The organism is Luteibacter sp. (assembly GCF_035539195.1).
Lineage (GTDB): Bacteria > Pseudomonadota > Gammaproteobacteria > Xanthomonadales > Rhodanobacteraceae > Luteibacter.
Genome location: NZ_DATLIW010000025.1, coordinates 37,374 through 58,387, shown reverse-complemented (window position 1 = coordinate 58,387; position 21,014 = coordinate 37,374). Strand labels below are relative to the sequence as shown.

At 65.5% G+C, this 21,014-nt stretch carries 18 protein-coding genes; 6 read left to right on the top strand and 12 right to left on the bottom strand.

Annotated elements, in window-relative coordinates; genetic code table 11:
• Positions 1-8: 8 nt before the first annotated feature.
• Positions 9-1,760, bottom strand: coding sequence for a 3-hydroxybutyrate oligomer hydrolase family protein (locus VM621_RS06985; protein WP_325468249.1), 1,752 nt, complete (start codon positions 1,758-1,760; stop codon positions 9-11).
• Positions 1,761-1,885: 125 nt separating this feature from the next.
• Between VM621_RS06985 and VM621_RS06980 the strand changes: the two genes are divergently transcribed.
• Entirely contained in the window at positions 1,886-4,075 is a 2,190-nt protein-coding gene (locus VM621_RS06980) for a pilin (protein ID WP_325468248.1), read from the top strand.
• Between the two features lie 126 nt (positions 4,076-4,201).
• Positions 4,202-6,046: a translational GTPase TypA gene (gene typA / locus VM621_RS06975; protein ID WP_325468247.1), complete on the top strand. Its 1,845-nt coding sequence runs from the start codon at positions 4,202-4,204 to the stop codon at positions 6,044-6,046.
• 123 nt (positions 6,047-6,169) lie between these two features.
• Here the strand turns inward: typA and VM621_RS06970 are convergent, their stop codons facing one another.
• Complete coding sequence (locus VM621_RS06970; RefSeq protein WP_414674506.1) at positions 6,170-7,315, bottom strand: mechanosensitive ion channel family protein; 1,146 nt, start codon at positions 7,313-7,315, stop codon at positions 6,170-6,172.
• A gap of 88 nt (positions 7,316-7,403) precedes the next feature.
• Between VM621_RS06970 and VM621_RS06965 the strand changes: the two genes are divergently transcribed.
• Together VM621_RS06965 and VM621_RS06960 are read left to right on the top strand one after the other, a co-directional pair.
• Complete coding sequence (locus tag VM621_RS06965; RefSeq protein ID WP_325468245.1) at positions 7,404-8,084, top strand: ATP-binding protein; 681 nt, start codon at positions 7,404-7,406, stop codon at positions 8,082-8,084.
• Complete coding sequence (locus VM621_RS06960) at positions 8,077-8,595, top strand: mismatch-specific DNA-glycosylase (protein WP_325468244.1); 519 nt, start codon at positions 8,077-8,079, stop codon at positions 8,593-8,595. Before VM621_RS06965 ends, VM621_RS06960 begins: the two co-directional genes overlap by 8 nt.
• On the opposite strand, the gene VM621_RS06955 is transcribed toward VM621_RS06960, so the two are convergent.
• Both VM621_RS06955 and VM621_RS06950 read right to left on the bottom strand, forming a co-directional pair.
• A complete protein-coding gene (locus VM621_RS06955; RefSeq protein WP_325468243.1) occupies positions 8,571-9,791 on the bottom strand; it encodes a cytochrome c in 1,221 nt (406 codons plus the stop codon). The two genes, VM621_RS06960 and VM621_RS06955, sit on opposite strands and share 25 nt — an antisense overlap.
• Positions 9,788-10,498, bottom strand: coding sequence for a c-type cytochrome (locus VM621_RS06950; protein ID WP_325468242.1), 711 nt, complete (start codon positions 10,496-10,498; stop codon positions 9,788-9,790). The genes VM621_RS06955 and VM621_RS06950 overlap by 4 nt, the downstream gene beginning before the upstream one ends.
• A 109-nt stretch (positions 10,499-10,607) precedes the next feature.
• Between VM621_RS06950 and VM621_RS06945 the strand changes: the two genes are divergently transcribed.
• Entirely contained in the window at positions 10,608-12,194 is a 1,587-nt protein-coding gene (locus VM621_RS06945; RefSeq protein WP_325468241.1) for an amidase, read from the top strand.
• A 55-nt stretch (positions 12,195-12,249) separates the two neighbouring features.
• Here VM621_RS06945 and galU read toward each other — a convergent pair whose 3' ends face one another.
• The 8 genes from galU to cmk form a co-directional block, all read right to left on the bottom strand.
• Complete coding sequence (gene galU, locus VM621_RS06940; protein WP_325468240.1) at positions 12,250-13,125, bottom strand: UTP--glucose-1-phosphate uridylyltransferase GalU; 876 nt, start codon at positions 13,123-13,125, stop codon at positions 12,250-12,252.
• Positions 13,122-15,023, bottom strand: coding sequence for a nucleoside-diphosphate sugar epimerase/dehydratase (locus VM621_RS06935; RefSeq protein ID WP_325468239.1), 1,902 nt, complete (start codon positions 15,021-15,023; stop codon positions 13,122-13,124). Before VM621_RS06935 ends, galU begins: the two co-directional genes overlap by 4 nt.
• Positions 15,010-16,038, bottom strand: a complete 1,029-nt coding sequence (locus VM621_RS06930) for a glycosyl transferase family 4 (RefSeq protein WP_325468238.1) — start codon at positions 16,036-16,038, stop codon at positions 15,010-15,012. Before VM621_RS06930 ends, VM621_RS06935 begins: the two co-directional genes overlap by 14 nt.
• Positions 16,039-16,043: 5 nt before the next feature.
• Positions 16,044-17,216: a lipopolysaccharide assembly protein LapB gene (gene lapB / locus VM621_RS06925; RefSeq protein ID WP_325468237.1), complete on the bottom strand. Its 1,173-nt coding sequence runs from the start codon at positions 17,214-17,216 to the stop codon at positions 16,044-16,046.
• A complete protein-coding gene (locus VM621_RS06920) occupies positions 17,213-17,473 on the bottom strand; it encodes a LapA family protein (RefSeq protein WP_325468236.1) in 261 nt (86 codons plus the stop codon). Before VM621_RS06920 ends, lapB begins: the two co-directional genes overlap by 4 nt.
• Positions 17,474-17,746: 273 nt before the next feature.
• Positions 17,747-18,046, bottom strand: coding sequence for an integration host factor subunit beta (locus VM621_RS06915; RefSeq protein WP_046966709.1), 300 nt, complete (start codon positions 18,044-18,046; stop codon positions 17,747-17,749).
• 57 nt (positions 18,047-18,103) lie between these two features.
• Positions 18,104-19,777 carry a 30S ribosomal protein S1 gene (gene rpsA / locus VM621_RS06910; protein ID WP_325468235.1) on the bottom strand — a complete coding sequence of 558 codons (1,674 nt, stop codon included), beginning with the start codon at positions 19,775-19,777 and terminating at the stop codon, positions 18,104-18,106.
• A gap of 169 nt (positions 19,778-19,946) precedes the next feature.
• Positions 19,947-20,627, bottom strand: a complete 681-nt coding sequence (gene cmk, locus VM621_RS06905) for a (d)CMP kinase (protein WP_325468234.1) — start codon at positions 20,625-20,627, stop codon at positions 19,947-19,949.
• Between the two features lie 125 nt (positions 20,628-20,752).
• Here cmk and VM621_RS06900 point away from each other — a divergent pair, with 125 nt between their 5' ends.
• Complete coding sequence (locus VM621_RS06900) at positions 20,753-21,013, top strand: acyl-CoA-binding protein (RefSeq protein WP_325468233.1); 261 nt, start codon at positions 20,753-20,755, stop codon at positions 21,011-21,013.
• Position 21,014 lies beyond the last annotated feature (1 nt).

Below are 21,014 nucleotides of genomic sequence, written 5' to 3'. Positions count from 1 at the left end.
ATGGCCGGTCAGTTCGGCGGAAGGGACAGCGTTGCGGCGGTCAGCGGACCCGCCCCGCGGGGGCGCGTCTCGCGGACGGCGGCGTCCTCGGGCAGCGCCCTGCCCTGGGCGACATGGGCCCAGGCGCGGTCCAGGGCCGCATAACCGAAGGGCAGCAACGGCGCATGCCGGTCGCCGAAGTCGGCAAACGCCAGGAAGGCGTCGAAGTGCTGGGCGTAGGGCACCTTCCAGAACACCGGTGTACGGCCGGCGTCGCGCAGCCACTTCACATAGGGCTGCGAGCTGAAGGCCACCGGGATAAGGCCATCCTGGGCGCCGTGGACGATGAGGATCGGCAAGCCTTCGCGAGGGAGCTCCGCCGCCGTGGCGTCGACGGCCGCGCGCAATTGATCCGCGTCCGCGCCGTGGCCGGTTTGCAGGTCACGCAAGGTCAACACGCCCGGGAGCGTCGGGTCGAGCGACAGGTCCGTGCCGCCATCGAGCGAGATGCCCGTTCCGGGCGGCACCCCGGAGCCGTCCGCCCACCACGCTGCGCGGACGATGGCATCGATGGGCCCGGCCACACCGGCCGCGTGTTGCAGCCGGTAAGAAAAACCGCCAGGCATATGAGCGGCATCGCGCTTCAGGTAAGCCGACGCGTAGGCGACCGCGACCGCGCGCCAAAGGTCCAGCGACGTCGACGACGCGGCCGTCGCCAGTACCTCGTCGGTCCAGCCCCCTGCCCTGAGCATGGCCAGCGCCTCCTCGGCCTGCGCCCCCGGCATCAGGGAGGTAAGCCGGCCGTGCGCTCGCAGCGCCGCCCCGCGCAGCATCCAGGCCGGCGGCGAGGCGGCGCCGACCCGGGCGAAAGGCACGTCATCGAACTGGCGCGCCGATAAGGCGGCCGGCAGCCACAGGGCTGCCTCGGTGGCGTAGTCGTAAAACGAACGGCCCCCGCGGACATGGATATTGGGCTCCATCGCGACGACGGCGGCGAGCATGCCGTCCTTGTCGTCTCCCGCGGCACGTAACACCGCGCCACCGCCGTTAGAAAGCCCTGTGGCGATGATCGTCGTGTTCTGTGCGGTGAAGGGTGCCTCGTGGGGAAAGGCGCGATCGAGCATCGCCAGGCCGAAGCGCGCCGCCTGCAGGACGTGGCGCCCCCAGTCCGCCTCGGGGTTATCGCCCGAATGCGCGTGCTTCACTGCGATACCGGCATCCGCCGCCAGACCTTGCGGTTCGAACTCGAGGGGTGCCGATCCCGCCCTGACGCGTGTTCCGTCGAGCTGCACGCCCGTCCGGTCGGCGGGGTCGAAATAGCCGGCGCCCCCGGCCTTGTCCGTATAGGCGACGGCGCAGCCACGCGGCAGGCCCCAGCCGCCCGCCACGGCGATGGAACCGTAGATGCCACGCGAACCGGACGAAGCAGTCACTACGAGGCAGCGTCGCTCGTGATCGAACTCGTCGGGCACCTGCAGCAGAACGCGATGCGAGGCGCGCGCACCCGGCAAGTAGGCAAAGCTGGTGAATTCCCGACCGGGAACGTGCGGGATGCTGCCGTAAACGCTACCGAAGCCGCCGCGCGGACCCAGGTCCGCGATGCCCTTCCAGCTGGACTGGATGGCGCGCCGGCGCAGTTCTTCGGGCGTCGGCGAGGCTGGCTGGACGAAGCGCGTCGCGGTGCCCGCCAGGCCACGCAGCCCGAGTCCGGCACTCAGCAGGTCGTCGTTGTCGCGGTGCGTGGTGATGCGTACGTCGCCGAAAGTGTCGTTGACTGGCATGCGGCAGACCATGCGTGAATGGATGGCCGATGGCAAGTCGGTCCTCACGGTGATCGGCGGTTCGCGGGCGCTGCTATCCTCCGATTCCCGGCAGGAGCCGGAGGAACCCAAGGGGATATAGAGCAATGATTGCCCGCCGTACCGTACTGCTGTCCGCCGCGATCGCCGCGGCCCTCGGACTCGCCGCCTGCCACAAGAAAGACGAAGCGCCCACCGCCGATCCGAAGGCCGTCGCCGCCGCGCAAGCCGCGATTTCGTCGCCGGCATGGCTGCGCCAGCACCTGCCCGCCCAGGCCGTGGCCTACCTGCGGTTGCCATCGCCCTGGGCCGTGATCGGTGGCGTGCCGAGTGGCCGACCGCTCGATACCGCCCTCTCCGCGAAGGCGAACCTCGATGCCGTGGCGAAGCTGCGCGAGACCATCGCCAAGGACAAAGTGCTGGCCGACGCGAAGATCGGTCCGGCCCTGAACCTCTTGCTGGGCGACCTGCGTTCGCCGCTCGAGGTCGTCCTCCTCGATCCACTGGGTATCCCGTCGCCGACCTCGCGGCTGGTAGCGACCGGCGCCTTTTCGTTCGATTCCGTCGCCGCGTTCAACGCGCGCCTGGCGTCGCTCGACGCGCCGCTGCTGGTGGCGCCGCTCGATGCGCAGGGCAATGGCAAGCTCGCCTCCGGCGGTAGCGTCCGCTACGTCGTGGCCGAGCATCGCCTGTGGGTCACCCAGTCGATGCAGCAGCCCAGCGACGGGCACACGATCGACGAACTGATTGCGACGTTCGCCAAGTCTTCCGTGACCACCGCACCGGCCACGCTCAGCGCGCTCGAAGCGCATATCGATACCTCGGGTGAAGGCCTGTTCGGCTGGGCGACCATCCGTGGCATTGGCGCGGTCGCCGCGAACCAGGCAGGGGAATCGCCGCTGGGCAAACTGCCCACGGACTTCGCGTCGAAGGCCGATGCCTTCGCCTTCGGCAGTGGCACGGTGGACGGCCACGGCCAGTTCCGCATGGTCGTGCATTCGCCGCAGGCCCGGGTGCTCCAGTACGCGGCGCCGCGCTCGTTCGCGCCGACCGTCAAGAGCGCGGGCGAGCCGCGCTGGGCGATGACCTTTGCACTGCCCAACGCCGAGGGATACAAAGCGTTCGAGGACAACCTCAACCTCGACTTCGGCGCCGACCGCGCGAAGACGATTCGCGACGGCCTGGCGAAGATGCGGGCGACGTACGGTTTCGACGTCGCCGACTACACGAAGTGGATGGGTCCCGAATCCATCGTCTTCGCCGATGACGCCGGCCAGTTCGTCGCCATTCGCGCCCGCGACCTCAAAGCCTGGCATGCGCGTATCGACGAGATGACCAAGGCGGGTCGCTGGCGCACCGGCGAGATGACCGTCGACGACGCGAAGGTGCACTGGCTGTTCATGCCAGGCGCGCCGTACGAGCCGGACGTCGACCATCCCGAACAACAGGCCCTGGTCCCCTTCATGACCCTGATGCGGCGTTTCGGCAGCCGCATGTATTGGGTCGAGGAAGGCGACTGGATCGTCCTGGCCAAGATTCCCCAGGCGCTGGCCGACCGCGCCGCCGCCAAGCCGGATACCTCGCTCGAGGACTGGTTCAAGGGCCGCGCCTATCCAGGCTCGCAGGTGTTGATGGGGTACACGGCCAACAGCCGGGACGCCCAGCGAGACGCCTACTACACGTACATCGAAATCCTGCAGATGATGGGTGGCATGGCCGGGACCGATCTCGACATCGCCCGCCTCCCGGCGGCCCATACGCTCGGCTTGCCCGAGAAAGGCGTGGTCGGCGCGGCGATCGAAGCGGACACCGACACCCTGTCCATCTCCTTCACCTACGAGCAGAGCCCGATGGAGCTCGTGGGCCAGATGGGTTCGGCCGGTGCGCTCGGCACGACCGCGATCCTGGCCGCCATCGCCATCCCCCAATACCAGCAGTACGTCCTCCGCAGCCAGGTCTCGTCCGCCTTGATGGCAGCCGACCCCGCCAAGGTTGCCGTGACCGAGCGCCGCCTGGCGACGGGCAAGTTCCCGGCGAACAATGCGGCGGCCGGACTGGGCAAGCCGGAGACGCTGGGCAACGAGTACGCGGGCTCGGTCGAGGTCGGCCAGGGCGGCGAGATCGTGGTGACCCTCGATACCACGCCGCCGCACAAGACCGACCCCAAGCTGGATTCCGGCCAGTTGATCCTGACCCCGAAAGTGGATGGCAAGACCATCACCTGGACCTGTTCGGCCGACGGCATCGACGCCAAGAACCTGCCCCAGAGCTGCCGGGACGAGCCGATCTCGCCCTGAAAAGCGCTACGGGCGGGGTCCGATCGAGGCGGACCTCGCCCGTCATGCGAAAGTCGTTCTTTTCCTTTATAATCGGCGGCTTCCCAAACCAAAGAGGCGATCCGGCTTTACGCCGGCGCATACCGCATGTCGATCGAATTCCTGCGCAATATCGCCATCGTCGCTCACGTCGACCATGGCAAGACCACCCTCGTCGACCAGCTTCTGAAGCAGTCCGGCACGCTCAATGAGCGCACCGTGCTCGCCGAGCGCGTCATGGATTCGAACGACCAGGAAAAGGAGCGTGGCATCACGATCCTGGCCAAGAACACGGCCATCACCTGGGAAGACAAGAAGACGGGTGTGAAGAACCGCATCAACATCGTCGACACCCCGGGACATGCCGACTTCGGTGGCGAAGTCGAGCGCGTGCTGTCGATGGTCGACACCGTGCTGATCCTGGTCGACGCGATGGACGGCCCGATGCCGCAGACGCGCTTCGTGACCCAGAAGGCGTTCGCGATGGGCTTCAGGCCGATCGTGGTCATCAACAAGATCGACCGTCCAGCTGCACGCCCCCAGTGGGTCGTCGACGCGGTGTTCGACCTCTTCGACAAGCTCGGTGCGACCAACGAGCAACTCGATTTCCCCATCGTTTACGCATCGGCCCTCGGTGGCTACGCCTCGCTCGAGGATAGCGTCCGCGAAGGCGACATGACCCCGCTCTACGAAGCGATCATGAAGCACGCGCCGAAACCGGACGTCGATCCGGAAGGCCCCTTCCAGATGCGCATCAGCCAGCTGGACTACAACAACTTCGTCGGCGTCATCGGCATCGGCCGCGTGCAGCGCGGCACCCTGAAGAAGGGCATGCAGGTCGCCGTGATCGACCGTGAAGGCAAGAAGCGCCAGGGCAAGGTCGCGCAGGTGCTCGGCTTCCTCGGCCTCGAGCGCATCGAGCAGGACTCCGCCGAGGCAGGTGACATCGTCGCCATCTCGGGTATCCCCGACCTGACCATCTCCGATACCCTCACCTCGCCGGATACGCCGGAAGCGCTGCCAGCGCTGAGCGTCGACGAGCCGATGATCAGCATGACCTTCCAGGTCAACAATTCGCCGTTCGTCGGCAACAAGGACCTGTCGGGCGGCAAGTTCCTCACCAGCCGTCAGCTGCGCGAGCGTCTCGACCGCGAGAAGGTGCACAACGTCGCCCTTCGCGTCGAAGACGGTTCCGATGCCGACAAGTTCCTGGTCTCGGGCCGCGGCGAGCTGCACCTGTCGGTGCTGATCGAGAATATGCGCCGCGAAGGCTACGAGCTGGCCGTGTCGCGCCCGGAAGTCATCCTCAAGGAAATCGACGGCCAGAAGATGGAGCCGATCGAAGAACTGGTGATCGATATCGAGGAAGTCCACCAGGGTGGCGTCATGGAGCGCCTCGGCATCCGCAAGGGCGACCTGAAGAACATGGTGTCCGACGGCAACGGTCGCGTGCGGCTCGAGTACGAGATCCCGGCACGTGGCCTCATCGGCTTCCAGAACCAGTTCAAGACCCTGACCCAGGGTTCGGGCCTGCTGTTCCACGTGTTCAAGCAATACGGTCCGTACACCCCGGCGCCGATCGCCAAGCGCCAGAACGGCGTCATGATCGCGAACGCCGGCGGCACCACCCCGGCCTACTCTCTCGGGCCCCTCCAGGACCGCGGCAAGCTGTTCGCCGCCGAAGGCGACTCCGTGTATGAAGGCCAGCTCATCGGCATTCACGCGAAGGACAACGACCTCACCGTCAACGCGATCAAGCCGAAGCCGCTGACCAACATGCGCGCCTCCGGTAAGGACGATGCGATCCAGCTGACCCCGGCCACCAAGTTCACGCTGGAGCAGGCCCTGGACTTCATCGACGACGACGAGCTGGTCGAAGTCACCCCGAAGGAAATCCGCATGCGCAAGAAGCACCTGACCGAAAACGACCGCAAGAAGGCTTCGCGCGGTTGATTTGTCCAGGTAGCGTTAGGCGCTAGCAAAAAAGGGTCCGGCTCACGCCGGACCCTTTTTTTTATGATCTGCGGGTTGGATGTTTCCGCCTTGTGTGGGAGCCGCTTCAGCGGCGACAGGCGTTTACAGCGACCTGGCCCGCTGCCGCGGGATCGCCGATGAATCGGCTCCCACAGCCGATGAATCAGCCTTCACAGCCGGTGAATCGGCTCCCACAGCCGGTGAATCGACGTCGTATTCGAAGCGGCCACGCAATCGCGGCAGGAAACCGCCGTATTCGCGCTGCACAAAGGCGATCAGCCCTTCGCGCACCTTGCAGCGAAGATCCCACGACTTGCTCGAGTTGGACGAACTCACCAGCGCGCGCAACTGCATCGCCTTGTCGTTGGTGTCGACCACCTGCAGCACGCAGACGCGGCCGTCCCATTCCGGCGCCTGCTTGCACAGTCGTTCCAGTTCGGTGCGCAGCGGATCGAGCGGCAGCCCATAGTCGAACCACAACATGGCCGAGCCGAGCACCTGCGAATTCGTGCGCGTCCAGTTCTGGAACGGATGCTCGATGAAGTACTGCAGTGGCACGACGAGGCGCCGCTCGTCCCAGATGCGTACGACGACGTAGGTACTGGTGATCTCTTCGATCTTGCCCCACTCGCCTTCGATCACGACGACGTCGTCGAGGCGGATCGGCTGGGTGAGCGCGATCTGCAGCCCCGCGATGAGATTGCCAAGGACGGGTTTCGCAGCCAGACCGACCGCGAGGCCCGCCAACCCCGCCGACGCGAGCAGGCTGGCGCCGAACTGCCGGACCGTCGGAAACGTCATCAGCGCCACGCCGATGCCGAGCACCACCGCGACGACGCTGCCGGTACGGCTCAGGACACGCGCCTGCGTCTGCACGCGACGCGCACGCAGGTTGTCTTCCAGGTCGATCGGGTTGAACCGCGAGACCGTGGCATCGAGTGCACCGATGCAACGAACGACAAACCAGGTACAGGCGCCGATCAACCCCAGGCTGACGGCATGTTCGAGTGCGTCGATGAGTGTCGCAGGCTCGTCCGGCGCCGCGCGGAACGCGATCAGCAGCATCGCCAAAGGCACGATGGCTTCCATGGGAGCGTTCGCCCGGGCGATCATGCTCGCTCCGGCCGGGTGTCCCACGGCGAAGCGGCGCAGCAAGAACTTCACCACACGGCGAAGGAGACCCGCGACGGCCAGCGCGATCACCACGATCAACGCAAAACGCGTCCACGGATGCGCGAAATCTGGCATCCAGTCGGAAGGTGTCATGGTTCCCAGCCTAACGGCCGGGATGTCCACGTTATGTTGTGGCGCAGCAATAGAGAGGTAAAGTCCACCTATGCCAACCCCGATCATCGTTTCCTGGAGTGGCGGCAAGGACTGCCTGATGACCCTGGGCAGGCTCCGTGCCGACCCGGCGTGGCACGTCGTCGGCCTGCTGACCACGGTCACCGCCAACCACGACCGCATCGCCATGCACGGCGTACGCCGCTCCGTGCTGGCCGCGCAGGGCGCCGCCCTGGGGCTGCCCGTGATCGAGGCCGTGTTGACCTGGCCGAGCCACAACGACGCCTACGAGGAAGCCTTCTCGACCGCCCTCGCCGCGGCAAGGGGCTGCTGGACGGATCTGGCCCATATCGCTTTTGGCGATCTCTTCCTCGCCGATGTACGGGCTTACCGGGACGCACAGCTTGCGCGTATCGGCGGATGGACCGGGGTGTACCCGCTCTGGGGCGAAGACACCGCATCCCTTGGGCGCCACTTCGTAACCGCAGGTCACCGCGCGGCGCTTTGCTGTGTGGATACGACACAGCTCGACGCCGGTTTCTGCGGCCGCGATTACGACGGCGCCCTGCTCGACGCCTTGCCGCAAGGCGTCGATCCGTGCGGCGAGAACGGCGAGTTTCACACGCTGAGCTTTGGCGGCCCGCTGTTCGCACACGACATGCGCCTTGCACGTGGCGAGTCGCTGCTGCGCGACGGACGTTTCCAGTACACCGACTTCCTTCTCGATGACTGAGCCCTTCGTCCTGCCCGATGTGCTCGAACCGGGCTTGTCGGTGGTCTTTTGCGGCACGGCGGCAGGCACACGCTCCGCGCGGGAACACGCGTACTACGCGCATCCGGGCAACATGTTCTGGCGCACGGTATTCACGGTCGGCCTCACGCCGCGCCTGCTCGCACCCGCGGAATTTCCGTCGATGCCGGCCTTCGGCCTCGGCCTCACCGATCTGTCCAAGTTCCACTACGGCAACGACAACGAACTACCCGTGGATGCCTTCGACGTTGCCGCGCTGCGCGCGAAAGTGGAGACCTTCGCACCCCGCATCCTCGCCTTCACCAGCAAGCACGGTGCGTCATCGGCACTGGGCAAGCCTCTTGCCTATGGCTTGCAGCAAGCCACGTTCGGCAACACGCAACTGTTCGTGCTGCCCTCGCCTTCCGGCCAGGCACGGCGCTCGTGGAACCTCGGCATATGGCAGGAACTGGCCGACCTAGTTCGCGCTCAGCCGCCCGGAATCGAGCGGTAAGCGCGCACGTCGTTCGGCGACACCGAGGGCGCCTTGTTCGACCAGGCCTGGCGAATATAGGTGACCACCGCAGCCGCATCGTCGTCCGACAAGGTCTGCGAGAACGGTGGCATCGAATAAGGACGCGGGTTACCCGCCGTCGCCGGCGCAAAGCCTCCGGACAGCACGATGCGAATGGCATTGATGCCGGTCGGCTCGACGACGGAGGAGTTACCGTCCAGCGGTGGATACGCCTCGCCCTTGCCGCGGCCATCGGCGGCATGACAGCCGGCGCACTGGTCCGCGTAGACCTTCTGCCCCGTCTTGGCGAGATCGGCGGCGTCGGCGGCGGATTCACGCTGGCGCGGCGGTGGACGCTCGGGCAGCGACTTCAGGTACGTGGCCATGGCGGCCAGGTCGCTGTCGTCGAGATGCTGCGTGCTCTGGATCACCACGTCGGCCATCGGGCCGAAAGCGCTGCCCTTGCGCGAGCGGCCGGTCTTCAACAATGCGACGACATCGGCCTCGCTCCATCCGCTGAGTCCACCGTTCGGGCCCATGGAGAGATCGGGCGCGTACCAGTTCTGCACCGGTATGAGCCCGCCGGGAAGAAATGGCTCGGTGACCATCGCGCCGAAGGTATTGCGACCGGAGTGGCACTCGTTGCAATGGCCCAGGCCCTGGACCAGGTAGGCACCGCGGTTCCATGCGGGCGACCGCTTCGGATCCGGCCGGTACTCGCCTTCGTCGAAGTAGAGCATCCGCCAGGACCCCAGCAGCGAGCGCATGCTGTAGGGCCAGCGCAGCGCTGGCTCCGTGTTGGCAAGCTTCACCGGCGGAAGGGTCTTCAAATACGCGAAGATCGCATCGGTATCCGCCCGCGTGACCTTGGTGTACGAGGTGAACGGAAAGGCCGGATACAGCGACGTGTCGTCGTGGCTCTTGCCCGAATGCATGGCGCGGTAGAAATCGTCGGCCGTCCAGCCGCCCAGACCGGTCTCGCGGTCGGCGGTGAGGTTGGGCGCCATGATCGCGCCGAACGGTGTCGGCACCACGTGACCGCCCGCGAACGACTGCCCATTGCGCGCGGTATGGCAGGAGGCGCAATCGCCGGCAAGGGTGAGATAGCGCCCGCGGGCGACCAGCTCGTCGGCATGGGCGGCGCAAGCCATGCCGGCCAGTGCCAGCATGCCGAAGAAACGAAGGAGACGCTTCATGTGCCGCTCCCCAGTACGCCGCAATGCAGGGGCGGCTTGAGGCTGCCCTCCGGCTCCGCATGCGCATCGGCGGGTACCGGCCGCTGGGCGAGCCACGCCGAGACGGCGCTGATGTCGGCATCGCTGAGGCGACCGACAATGGTTTTCATGCAATCCGGCGCGACGGTGTTGCGCGTATTCGTGCGCCAGGAACCGAGCTGTGCGCTGATGTAGTCGTACGGCAGGCCGACCAGTCCGGGGATGTCGGGCTGGACTCCGGTGAGGTTCGAACCATGACACGCCATGCAAGGCGGAATGCCACGTGCCGCGTCACCCTTGCTGACCAGTTGCTCGGCGCGGGTCATCGCCGCCGGCGAGGTCGCGGGGACATCGTGCAGGGTGTAGGGGACGTCTTGCGAGGAGAAGTACTCGGCGATCTCCCGCATGTAGTCGTCGGTGAGCGGTCCCACCGTGTATTCCATGATCGGGTAGTGCCGCAGGCCGCGCTGGAAGTCCTGCATCTGTCGGTGGAGATAACCCGCCGGCTTGCCGGCCAGCCGCGGATTGAAGCCGTTGCTCCCGCCTTCGCCATGCTCACCGTGGCAGCTGGTGCAGGCCGCGATGCGCTGCAACAACGTGTCGGGAACCGGAGGCGTATCCGCGGCCAGGGCCTGCATGGCACAGAACGCGGCGGCGATGACGGCCAGCCGGCGGAAGAGACGACGCATGTGGCACTCCCTGGCGTTTCGTGGGCGAGGCTTGCGGACAGTATAGCCACGCGCGGGTATGCGGTAGATTGCATGCAGTCGCTACGACACCGCCAGGGGGAAAAGACATATGCAGCATGTATGGATCAAGCCGGCCGCACTGACGCTGGCCCTCGCCGCCACGTTGTCCACTGGCGTCGTGCAGGCGCGCGATGCGAACGACGACGATGCCTTCGCATCGATTGCGACGATTCGTCAGGCATACGCGTCGGGTGCACTGACGCCCGAAGGCCTGACCACCCTCTTCCTCTCGCGCATCGCCAGGATCGACAAGGCAGGGCCGACAGTCAACGCGGTGCTCGAAACCAATCCCGACGCCCTCGCCATCGCACGCAAGGCAGGCAAGACCGGGTCGCTCGCCGGCATCCCCATCCTGCTCAAGGACAATATCGACACCGGCGACCGCATGCAGACGACGGCAGGTTCGCTCGCGCTCGTCGGCAAGCCCGCGCCACGCGACTCGACGGTCGCCGCGAAGCTGCGCAAGGCCGGCGCCGTGATCCTCGGCAAGACCAACCTCAGCGAATGGGCCAACATGCGCAGCAACCACGCGACGAGTGGTTGGACAGGACGCGGCGGGCTCACCGTGAATCCCTATGTGCTCGACCGCAACGCCTGCGGTTCCAGCGCCGGCTCCGGTTCGGCGGTCGCCGCCGGCCTCGCCACCGTGGCGATCGGCAGCGAGACCGATGGATCGATCATCTGCCCTGCCTCGATGACGGGGCTGGTCGGCATCAAGCCCACGGTCGGACTGGTCAGCCGTACGGGCATCATCCCCATCTCGCACAGCCAGGACACCGCAGGCCCCATGGCGCGCAGTGTCGCCGATGCGGCGACCGTGCTCAGCGCGATCGCCGGCAGTGATCCTCGCGATCCGGCGACCAAAGACGCGGACAAGCACGCCACCGATTACACGAAGTTCCTCGATCCGAATGCCCTGCGCGGCAAGCGTATCGGAGTGGTGAGAGCGCTCGCCGGCATCGAACCCAATGCGGATCGCGCACTGGAAAAGACGATCGCGATCCTCAAGGCCCAGGGTGCGACCGTCGTCGATCCGGTGGAGATTCCGCATTTGAAGGAACTGGGCGAGCACGAGCTCGACGTGCTGCTGTACGAGTTCAAGCACGATATCGACGCCTACCTGGCGGGCCGCCCCGATCAGCCGATGAAGACGCTCGCCGACCTCATCGCCTTCAACACGCGCGAAGCTTCGAAGGAGATGCCCTGGTTCGGCCAGGAGCTGTTCTTGCAGGCGCAGGCGAAAGCCGATCTCGCCGATCCGACATACATCGAGATCCGCGATCGCAATCAGCGGCTCGCCGGGCCCGAGGGTATCGACGCGGCGCTGGCCAGGGATCACCTCGACGCCCTGCTCGCCCCCAGTTGGGGACCCGCGTTCGTCAACGACCTGGTGCTGGGCGATCACGTGGTCAGCGGCGATCCAACCGTCGGCGGCGTCTCCGCGCCGGCGGCGATCTCCGGCTATCCATCGATCACCCTGCCGGTGGACTTCGCCCATGAGCTGCCGGTGGGCGTCGTGTTCTTCAGTGCGAAGTGGAGCGAACCCACGTTGATCGCGATCGCGTATGGTGTCGAGCAAAAAGCCAACGCCTACCGGCGGCCAACGTTCCTGCCGACGCTCCCGGTTCGTCGATAAAGAAAGGGTCCGCACACATGCGGACCCTCTTTGCTTCCTGTGGAGCCGCCTACCCTTACGCCTTGTTGGCGAACTCGCGGACGATCGGGGCGAGCTTCGGATCTTCCATGGCCATCGCCATGGTCGCGCGGACGAGCCCGGCCTTGTTGCCGCAATCGAAGCGCGTGCCTTCGAAGCGATAGGCCAGCACCTTGCCCTTGTCCTTGAGCAGGTCTTCGATAGCGTCGGTCAGCTGGATCTCGCCGCCGGCGCCTTCGCGCGTGTTGCGCAGGTAGTTGAAGATCTCGCATGGCAGCACATAGCGACCCACGACGGCGAGCGTCGAAGGCGCATCGGCCGGTTTCGGCTTCTCGACCATGTGGGTGATGACCGAGGTGCGATCGTCCAGCGTGTCCTTCGCATCGACGATGCCGTACTTGTCGGTGTCCTTCTCGGGTACTTCCTCGACGGCGATGACGCCGGCGCTGTACTTGTCCGCCACTTCGTTCATCTGGCGCAGCGCGCCCTTGCCCTTGTTCCAGATCAGGTCATCCGGAAGCATGACGCCGAAGCGCTCGTCGCCGATCACCGGCGCCGCACGCAACACGGCGTCGCCGAGGCCGAGGGCTTCGGGCTGGGTGACGAAAACGCAGCGCACGTGACGCGGCAGGATGCCACGCAGGATCGAGAGCAACTCTTCCTTGTTCTTCTCGGCCAGTTTTTCTTCCAGCTCGTAGGCCTTGTCGAAGTAATCGGCAATGGCGTGCTTGTAGCGATTGGTGACGAACACCAGCGTGTCGGCACCCGCGTCGACGGCTTCGTCCACGGCGTACTGGATGAGCGGACGATCGAGCACGGGCAGCATTTCCTTCGCCACCACCTTGGTCGCCGGAAGGAAGCGCGTACCGAGGCCAGCGACGGGAAATACGACCTTGCGCAGGGGTTGGGTCATGATGCGATGTCTCCGTTTTCGTTTCGGCGTAGCGGCACGACGTTGTCGGCCTGCGCGTCGGTCCAGCGGAACGACGGCAGCAGTTGCGACACGCAGCGACGCAGGGTGTCTTCATCGAACGTGGCCGCGGCCTCTTCGGCGCGAGCCAGCTGGGTCTGCAGCATTTCCCACGACACCTGGCGATGCTGAGCCTGGAAGATCTTGGCGTGGGTGGTGCTCGTGTAGTTTTCCAACGGGTGGAACAGTTCTTCGAACAATTTCTCGCCGGAGCGCAGGCCGGTGTAGACGATCTGGATGTCCGAACCCGGACGCTTGCCAGCCAGACGGATCATCTGCTCGGCAAGGTCGCGGATCTTGACCGGGTCGCCCATGTCCAGCGCAAAGATCTCGCCACCCTTGCCCAGGCTCGCCGCCTGCAGGATCAACTGGCAGGCCTCGGGAATGGTCATGAAGTAGCGCGAAATTTCCGGATGGGTGATCGTCAATGGACCGCCCTGACGGATCTGCCGGCGGAACAAGGGGACCACCGAGCCGGCGGAGTCGAGCACATTACCGAAACGAACGGTGATGAAACGTGTAGACGTATGCGCGGCGAGGTTCTGGCACCAGATCTCGGCCATGCGCTTGCAGGCCCCCATGACCGAGGTCGGGTTGACGGCCTTGTCGGTTGAAATCAGAACGAAGGACTCGACACCGCAGCGCACGGCCGCGTTGGCGACCACGCGCGTGCCCATGACGTTGTTGCGGAACGCTTCGCGCAGCTGGCCCTGAAGCATCGGCACGTGCTTGTACGCGGAAGCGTGGAAGACGATCTGCGGCTGGGTTTCCTCGAACAGGCGGTTGACCGCCACCGTCTCGCGCGCATCGGCGAGCACGCCGTTGAAGATCAGCTCCGGATAGGCCGAAGTCAGCTCCTGGCCGATGCGGTACAGGTTGTACTCGGACATCTCCACCACGGTCAGCGAACTCGCGCCGAGGCGCGCGACCTGACGGCAAAGCTCCGAACCGATCGAACCGCCACCGCCGGTGACCAGCACGCGGCGGCCGCTGATGTTTTCGCGGATGGCGGTCCAATCGAGTTCCACCGCGTCGCGGCCGAGAAGGTCCTCGATCGCCACTTCCTTGATCTCGTTGAACTGGGCGCGTCCGGCGACGACATCTTCCAGGCGCGGCACAGTGCGGAAAGGCAGCCCCGTGCTTTCGCAGAAGGCGACGATGCGGCGCATCTGCGCGGTCGTGGCACCCGGCACGGCGATGAGCAACATCTGCACCGCCACGGCCTTGGACAGTTCGGCCAGCTGGTCCACGGTACCAAGCACGGGAATGCCGCCGATCTGCGCGCCACGCAAGGCCATGTTGTCGTCGACGAAACCGATGACGCTGTAGCGGCTGTCGCGGCGAAGGTCGCGCGAAAGGGCTTCGCCGGCGCGGTCGGCGCCGACGATCAGCACGCGCTTGGTCGGCGCCGACTGGAACAGGTCGATGCGGCTGTCCTTCCAGAACCGGTAGCTAAGACGCGGCAGGCCGAGCAACACCACCAACACCACCGGGTAGACCAGCAGGACCGACCGGGGTACGCCGTCCAGTCGCGCATACATGACCATGGCCAGGCCGATGATCAGTGCGCCGATGACCGTGGCGCGAATGATGTTCCAGAGATCGGGAAGGCTGGCGAAGCGCCAGACGCCCTTGTACAGGCCGGTCCAGTTGAACACCGCGCCCTGCACCAGCAGGACGATGGGGAACTCCATCGGCAGGTAGGTCACCGGTGCGAGGTCCGGCATGAGCGCGTAACGGAGCGTCTTGGCTATCCACCACGCGAGAGCCGCCATGGCGAGATCGTGCGCGACGACCGCCGTACGTGGATGGATGATGCCGATGAACTTACGCAGAAACATGTCGCTCCCTTCGACGCAAGCCGTAACGCTTGCCAGTACGCCAGACCGCTGCCCCCAGCAGGTAGGTCGCCCCGAAGCACACGGGTGCTGCCGCCGGCCAGCGGAACGCCATCCATGCGACAGGAACGCAGACGACCACGTTCCATGCGAAGTACCCCAGGGCTACCCTTCGGTGCGATGCACCCCGCCTCACGAGCCACTGGTACAGATGCTCGCGATGCGGAGTGTACCAGCGTGCACCACGCAGCATTCGCACGAGCAGCGTCAAGGTTGCGTCGACGACGAAGGCCGACGAGAAAATCAGCGCAGGCCACAGCAAGTTCGTGCGAAATGCCCACAACATCGCCGACAGGGCGAAAACGATCAGACCGACGGTGGCGCTGCCCACGTCGCCCATGAAGATCCGCGCCGGCGACCGGTTGAACCACCAGAATCCTGCGGCCGCACCCAGCAGCGCCAGGCCCGCACCGGCGAGGGCCGGGCTGCCGGCGGACCAGGCCAGGGCCGCGTAAGCCGCGCCGAAGAACATGGCCTGCTGGGCGGCCAGGGCGTCGATGCCATCCATGAAATTGTGCAGGTTGATGCACCAGACACCGGCGACCAATAAGGGCATGGCCCAGAGCAGGCTCGAGGTGAGCGCCGCCACGGCGAGGCACAACAGAAAGGTCGCGCCCACCTGGATGAGCAGACGGGGCCGGATCGGCAGCGATCCGTGGTCGTCGAGCCAGCCGATCGCCGCCACCGCGATGACCGCGAGGCTGAAGGCCGCCGTCGTCGCAGCGCCAGGTGAGACAGGAAGAAGCAGCAACGCCGAAGGCGCTCCCACCAGCATCCCGATCACGATGCCGATGCCGCCGCCGCGTGGCGTGGGCATGCTATGCGAGCGGCGGTGTCCGGGGGCGTCGAGCATCCCTCGTCGCTGCGCGTAAGCCATCGCCACACGCACGCTGGCGAAGGAAACGACGAACGACAGCACGGCGCTGCCGACGATCAGGGAAGCGGGGCTGGCGAGCATGGGCGTCATTCGTTGGCGACACCGTGGATCGGCCGCACCGTGCCCCAGTTCTTGCAGCTCGGGCACTGCCAGTGATGCGCCTTGGCGCCGAAACCGCAACGGCTGCAGCGGTACATGGCCTGCCCCTCGAGGAGCTTGCGGGTCAGGTCACGCAGGATCAGGTAGTTCTCGCGCGCCTCGCCCGAGACCTTGTCCATGGTGGCGTCGATGAGCGCCATGAGGCCGCGCACCGACGGCCGCTTGCGCAGCTGCCCTGTCAGGAAGTCGATGGCCGTGCGCTCGCCGTCCCTGCCTTCGTACAGCCGGGTCAGGGCCAGTACGGGCGAAATACCGTGATAGCGCTCCATGATCTCGCGCAGGAAGGTTTCGGCGCGATCCATCTGTTGCGAACGGGCGTAGCAATTGAGCAGGGGCGGAAGGATTTCCGGCACGAAGGCGATGTCGGCGGCAATGGCCGCTTCGTAGGAGTCGATGGCCGCGGCCATGTCGTCGTCTTCGGCAGACAGACGTCCGGCAATCATATGCGCGCGTACACAGTCCTGCTGGCATACGAAGGCTTCGCGGACATAGTCGCGCGCTTCGGTGCGGGCGCCGTGCTGTCGCGACTGCTCGGCCAGCTCGCAATAGAACTGCGCGATCATCGGTGACTCGTCTTCGCTGTTCATCGCTTCGAGTCGGCGCGCGTGGTCGATGGCCTTATGCCATTCACGTTCGTGCTGGTAGATCGAGATGAGATGGCGCAGCGCGGAAGGCGCCAGCGCGTCCATGGCGACGAGGTCGGAGAACAGCGTCTCGGCGCGGTCCAGCAGACCGGCGCGCATGTAGTCCTCACCCAGCTCGAGCAGGGCGACCGTCTTCATTTCATCGGACAGGCCCTGGCGGGACACCAGGTGCTGGTGCAGGCGGATGGCCCGATCCACCTCGCCGCGCTTGCGAAACAGGTTGCCCAGGGCGAGATGGGTCTCGACCGTATCCCGGTTGTATTCGGCCAGACGCAGAAACACCTCGAGCGCCTTGTCCTGCTCCTCGTTGAGGAGGTAGTTGAGGCCCCGGAAGTAGTCGGAGGAAAGCGCGTTCACCCGTTCGCCGGAACGCCGCGTGTGCGTGCGACGGGCCAACCACCAGCCGCAGGCAAACGCCAACGGGGGTACGAGCGCCAGCAACCAGATCGGATTCATGCGGTCGTCGCGTTGTTTACCTTGCGATCGCCGCGTTCGCCACGACGCTTGCGCCGCTGGGCGAACGAGGTGCCGAGCCAGGCGGTGATGCCGCCGAGAACCCAACCCACCAGGACCGCGGCCAGCATCGCGCCACCCTTGGGCAGGGACATCCGTGCAAAGCCCAGGTCGAACGGCACGAGATCGGCATTCAGCGCACCGAAGACGATGCCGGCGGCCACGAACAATAGGAGAAAGAGGATGGCAATTAGACGCATAGCCGCGACTGTACCCGAATCCTGAACACGATGGTGCGGCGCGGTTGGCGATCCGTACAGGTTCGCCGGCCCCCTTGGGATGTGCTCTATGTAGGAGCCGATTCATCGGCAATAGGTGCTCGCCGCGCGACTGGAGGTTGCGTCGAGCGTGCCCGCTGCCGCGGGATCGCCGATGAATCGGCTCCCACATAGCGCCAAGTCTCGCCAGGGCTCAGGCACGTGCCATAAAAAAAGCCCGGCGTGACCGGGCTTTGAAGGCAAAAAAACGCCGCGTCAAAGCGCGGCGTCTTCCTCGGCCAGGTTCACGCGTTCGCGTAATTCCTTGCCAGGCTTGAAGTGCGGTACGTGCTTACCCGGCAGGGCAACAGCCTCACCGGTCTTGGGGTTGCGCCCCATGCGCGGCGGACGGAAGTGCAGCGCAAAGCTTCCGAACCCACGAATCTCGATGCGCTCGCCCGTTGAAAGGGCCTGGCTCATCTGTTCGAGCACGCTCTTGACGGCTAGTTCCACATCGCTGAAGGCAAGGTGGGTCTGACGCCGCGCCAGCGCCTCGATCAATTCCGACTTTGTCATGGGTCCCCTGTTTTTCTATACGTAGCGAGGGGCGGCGAACCGCCCCTCGCCCGACGGTTAGTCGGCCTTGTTCATCTGCTCTTTGAGGAGCGCGCCGAGCTTGGTCGTGCCACCGGCAGCCGAAGCGTAGTCAGCCATGGCATCGGCCACGTCTTCCTCGTCCTTGGCACGGATGGACAACTGCAGCTGACGGCCCTTGCGGTCCATGCCGGTGAACTTCGCCTCGACGGCGTCGCCAACCTTCAGGTACTGCGTGGCGTCGTCGACGCGTTCCTTGGCGATGTCGTTCGCACGGATGTAACCCTCGACACCTTCGCCGAGATCGATCACCGCACCCTTGGCGTCGACTTCGCGGACGGTACCGTTGAGGATCGTGCCGCGCGGATTCGTGGCCATGAACTGACCGAACGGATCCTGCTCCATCTGCTTGATGCCGAGGGAGATGCGCTCACGCTCCGGGTCGACCGCAAGAACCACGGCTTCGACTTCGTCGCCCTTCTTGAAGTTGCGGACGAGGTCTTCACCCGAGGCCTGCCACGAGATGTCGGACAGGTGGACGAGACCATCGATGCCGCCGTCCAGACCGATGAAGATACCGAAATCGGTGATCGACTTGATCTGACCGGAAACCTTGTCGCCCTTCTTGTGCATGGCGGCGAACGCTTCCCACGGGTTCGAGCGGGTCTGCTTGATACCGAGGGAGATACGACGACGCTCTTCATCCACGTCGAGGACCATGACTTCCGTCTCGTCACCGACCTGCACGACCTTGGCCGGGTTGACGTTCTTGTTGGTCCAATCCATTTCCGACACGTGCACCAGGCCTTCGACGCCCGGCTCGATCTCGACGAAGCAACCGTAATCGGTCACGTTGGAGACCTTGCCGAACAGACGGCTGCCGACCGGGTAGCGGCGGGCGATGGCGACCCACGGGTCGTCGCCGAGCTGCTTGAGGCCGAGCGAAACGCGGTTGCGCTCGCGGTCGTACTTGAGCACGCGGACGTCCAGCTCGTCGCCGACGTTGACGACTTCGGACGGGTGACGCACGCGCTTCCACGCCATGTCGGTGATGTGCAGCAGGCCATCGATGCCGCCGAGGTCGACGAATGCGCCGTAATCGGTCAGGTTCTTGACGACACCCTTGACGACCGCGCCTTCGGTCAGGCGCTCGAGCAGCTTCTCGCGCTCTTCGGAGAACTCGGTCTCGACAACCGCGCGGCGGCTGACGACGACGTTGTTGCGCTTGCGATCGAGCTTGATGATCTTGAACTCGAGGTCCTTGCCCTCGAGGTAGACCGGGTCACGGACCGGACGCACGTCGACCAGGGAGCCCGGCAGGAATGCGCGGACGTCCTTGATGTCGACGGTGAAGCCGCCCTTGACCTTGCCGGAGATCTTGCCGGTGATGGTCTCTTCCTTGTCGAACGCCTGCTCGAGGTCGTCCCACACCATCGAACGCTTGGCCTTCTCACGGGAGAGCTTGGTCTCGCCGAAGCCGTCTTCGAGCGCGTCGAGCGCGACCTTGACCTCGTCGCCCACTTCCACTTCCAGCGCGCCGGACTCGTCCTTGAACTGCTCGATGGGGACGATGCCTTCGCTCTTCAGGCCGGCGTTGATCACCACCACGTCGTTGCGGATTTCCACAACGATACCGGTGACGATGGAGCCGGGCTTCAGCTTGGAAATAGCCTGCTGGCTCTGTTCAAACAGTTCGGCAAAACTTTCAGTCATGTTGATTCCAGGGTTATGAAAGGTCGTACCAGGCGCTTGCGTACATTCTTTAACGCGTGCGGACAGGGGACCCACCGGTTGTGGGCACATCGAGCACACCCAGATGGGAGCGCCCCGTGCCGTTGCCAAGAACCCGCGCACACTGCGCGAGCGTTGTGCCGGATGCCCCTTACGGACGCACCACGGCGAATACTTTTGCCACCACCACCTCGATCGGCATGCCAGTGGTATCGATGACCACGGCGCCTTCGGCGGGCTTCAACGGGGCGACGGGGCGCGACGCATCCCGCTCGTCGCGCGCCTCGATTTCTCGCTGGAGGCCTGCAAGTGTAACGCTCAGACCCTTATCCTTCAACTGCTTATAGCGCCTTTTCGCACGCTCGGAGGCGCTGGCGGTAAGGAATACCTTGTGGGCGGCGTCGGGGAAAATCACCGTCCCCATGTCCCGGCCGTCGGCGACCAGGCCCGGCCCCTTGCGAAAGCCCAGCTGCATTTCCACCAGGGCCTGCCGAACCGAGGGGATCACGGCGATGGCCGACGCCGCGGCACCGGCGGTCTCCGTACGCAGTTCGTCGGTCGCGTCGTGCCCGTTGACCAGGATATGCGTCTCACTGTGGTCTGGACTGGCGCGGAAGCGAATCTTCACGGTCTGCGCGCAACGGGTCACGGCGTCCACATCGGACAGGTCGATGCCCTCTTCCGCGGCCGCATAGCCCACGGCGCGGTACAGCGCGCCCGAATCCAACAGGTGCCAGCCCAGCTTCTCGGCGACCAGGCGGCTGATGGTGCCCTTGCCGGAGCCCGAAGGGCCGTCGATGGTCAGGACAGGGGCGACAGCCGAATGGGGCATGGGGATAGCTCTCTCGCGAAACGGGCATGATATCGCGTCACGGCAGGCGAATTGGTCCCATGGACAGCTTTCGCGGCAGCGTGCTACAAGCCCCCAACGTTCCACACCCGCGGGTTAGCAGCTCCATGTCCGACGACCTCCAGAGCCAGTTCGAACAGGCTTCCCTGGACATAACCCGCCTGGGCCACCGACCGGACAACGACACCCTCCTGCGGATCTATGCCCTGTACAAGCAGGGCTCCGAGGGTGACTTTCATGGCGATAAGCCCGGATTCTTCGATTTCGTCGGCACGGCGAAGTACGAGGCCTGGGCGAAACTGGCCGGCACGCCCCGGGACACGGCGATGCGCCTGTACATCGATCTGGTGCGCTCGATCGGCGGGTGAA

Bases quoted from the DNA above. Each gene is read 5' to 3' on its own strand.
- VM621_RS06965 (WP_325468245.1), top strand. From the start codon at position 7,404: ATGCCAACCCCGATCATCGTTTCCTGGAGTGGCGGCAAGGACTGCCTG.
- rpsA (WP_325468235.1), bottom strand. From the start codon at position 19,777: ATGACTGAAAGTTTTGCCGAACTGTTTGAACAGAGCCAGCAGGCTATT.
- typA (WP_325468247.1), top strand. From the start codon at position 4,202: ATGTCGATCGAATTCCTGCGCAATATCGCCATCGTCGCTCACGTCGAC.
- VM621_RS06930 (WP_325468238.1), bottom strand. From the start codon at position 16,038: ATGCTCGCCAGCCCCGCTTCCCTGATCGTCGGCAGCGCCGTGCTGTCG.
- VM621_RS06950 (WP_325468242.1), bottom strand. From the start codon at position 10,498: ATGCGTCGTCTCTTCCGCCGGCTGGCCGTCATCGCCGCCGCGTTCTGT.
- VM621_RS06960 (WP_325468244.1), top strand. From the start codon at position 8,077: ATGACTGAGCCCTTCGTCCTGCCCGATGTGCTCGAACCGGGCTTGTCG.
- galU (WP_325468240.1), bottom strand. From the start codon at position 13,125: ATGACCCAACCCCTGCGCAAGGTCGTATTTCCCGTCGCTGGCCTCGGT.
- VM621_RS06970 (WP_414674506.1), bottom strand. From the start codon at position 7,315: ATGCCAGATTTCGCGCATCCGTGGACGCGTTTTGCGTTGATCGTGGTG.
- cmk (WP_325468234.1), bottom strand. From the start codon at position 20,627: ATGCCCCATTCGGCTGTCGCCCCTGTCCTGACCATCGACGGCCCTTCG.
- VM621_RS06985 (WP_325468249.1), bottom strand. From the start codon at position 1,760: ATGCCAGTCAACGACACTTTCGGCGACGTACGCATCACCACGCACCGC.
- VM621_RS06915 (WP_046966709.1), bottom strand. From the start codon at position 18,046: ATGACAAAGTCGGAATTGATCGAGGCGCTGGCGCGGCGTCAGACCCAC.
- VM621_RS06900 (WP_325468233.1), top strand. From the start codon at position 20,753: ATGTCCGACGACCTCCAGAGCCAGTTCGAACAGGCTTCCCTGGACATA.
- VM621_RS06955 (WP_325468243.1), bottom strand. From the start codon at position 9,791: ATGAAGCGTCTCCTTCGTTTCTTCGGCATGCTGGCACTGGCCGGCATG.
- VM621_RS06980 (WP_325468248.1), top strand. From the start codon at position 1,886: ATGATTGCCCGCCGTACCGTACTGCTGTCCGCCGCGATCGCCGCGGCC.
- VM621_RS06945 (WP_325468241.1), top strand. From the start codon at position 10,608: ATGCAGCATGTATGGATCAAGCCGGCCGCACTGACGCTGGCCCTCGCC.
- VM621_RS06920 (WP_325468236.1), bottom strand. From the start codon at position 17,473: ATGCGTCTAATTGCCATCCTCTTTCTCCTATTGTTCGTGGCCGCCGGC.
- lapB (WP_325468237.1), bottom strand. From the start codon at position 17,216: ATGAATCCGATCTGGTTGCTGGCGCTCGTACCCCCGTTGGCGTTTGCC.
- VM621_RS06935 (WP_325468239.1), bottom strand. From the start codon at position 15,023: ATGTTTCTGCGTAAGTTCATCGGCATCATCCATCCACGTACGGCGGTC.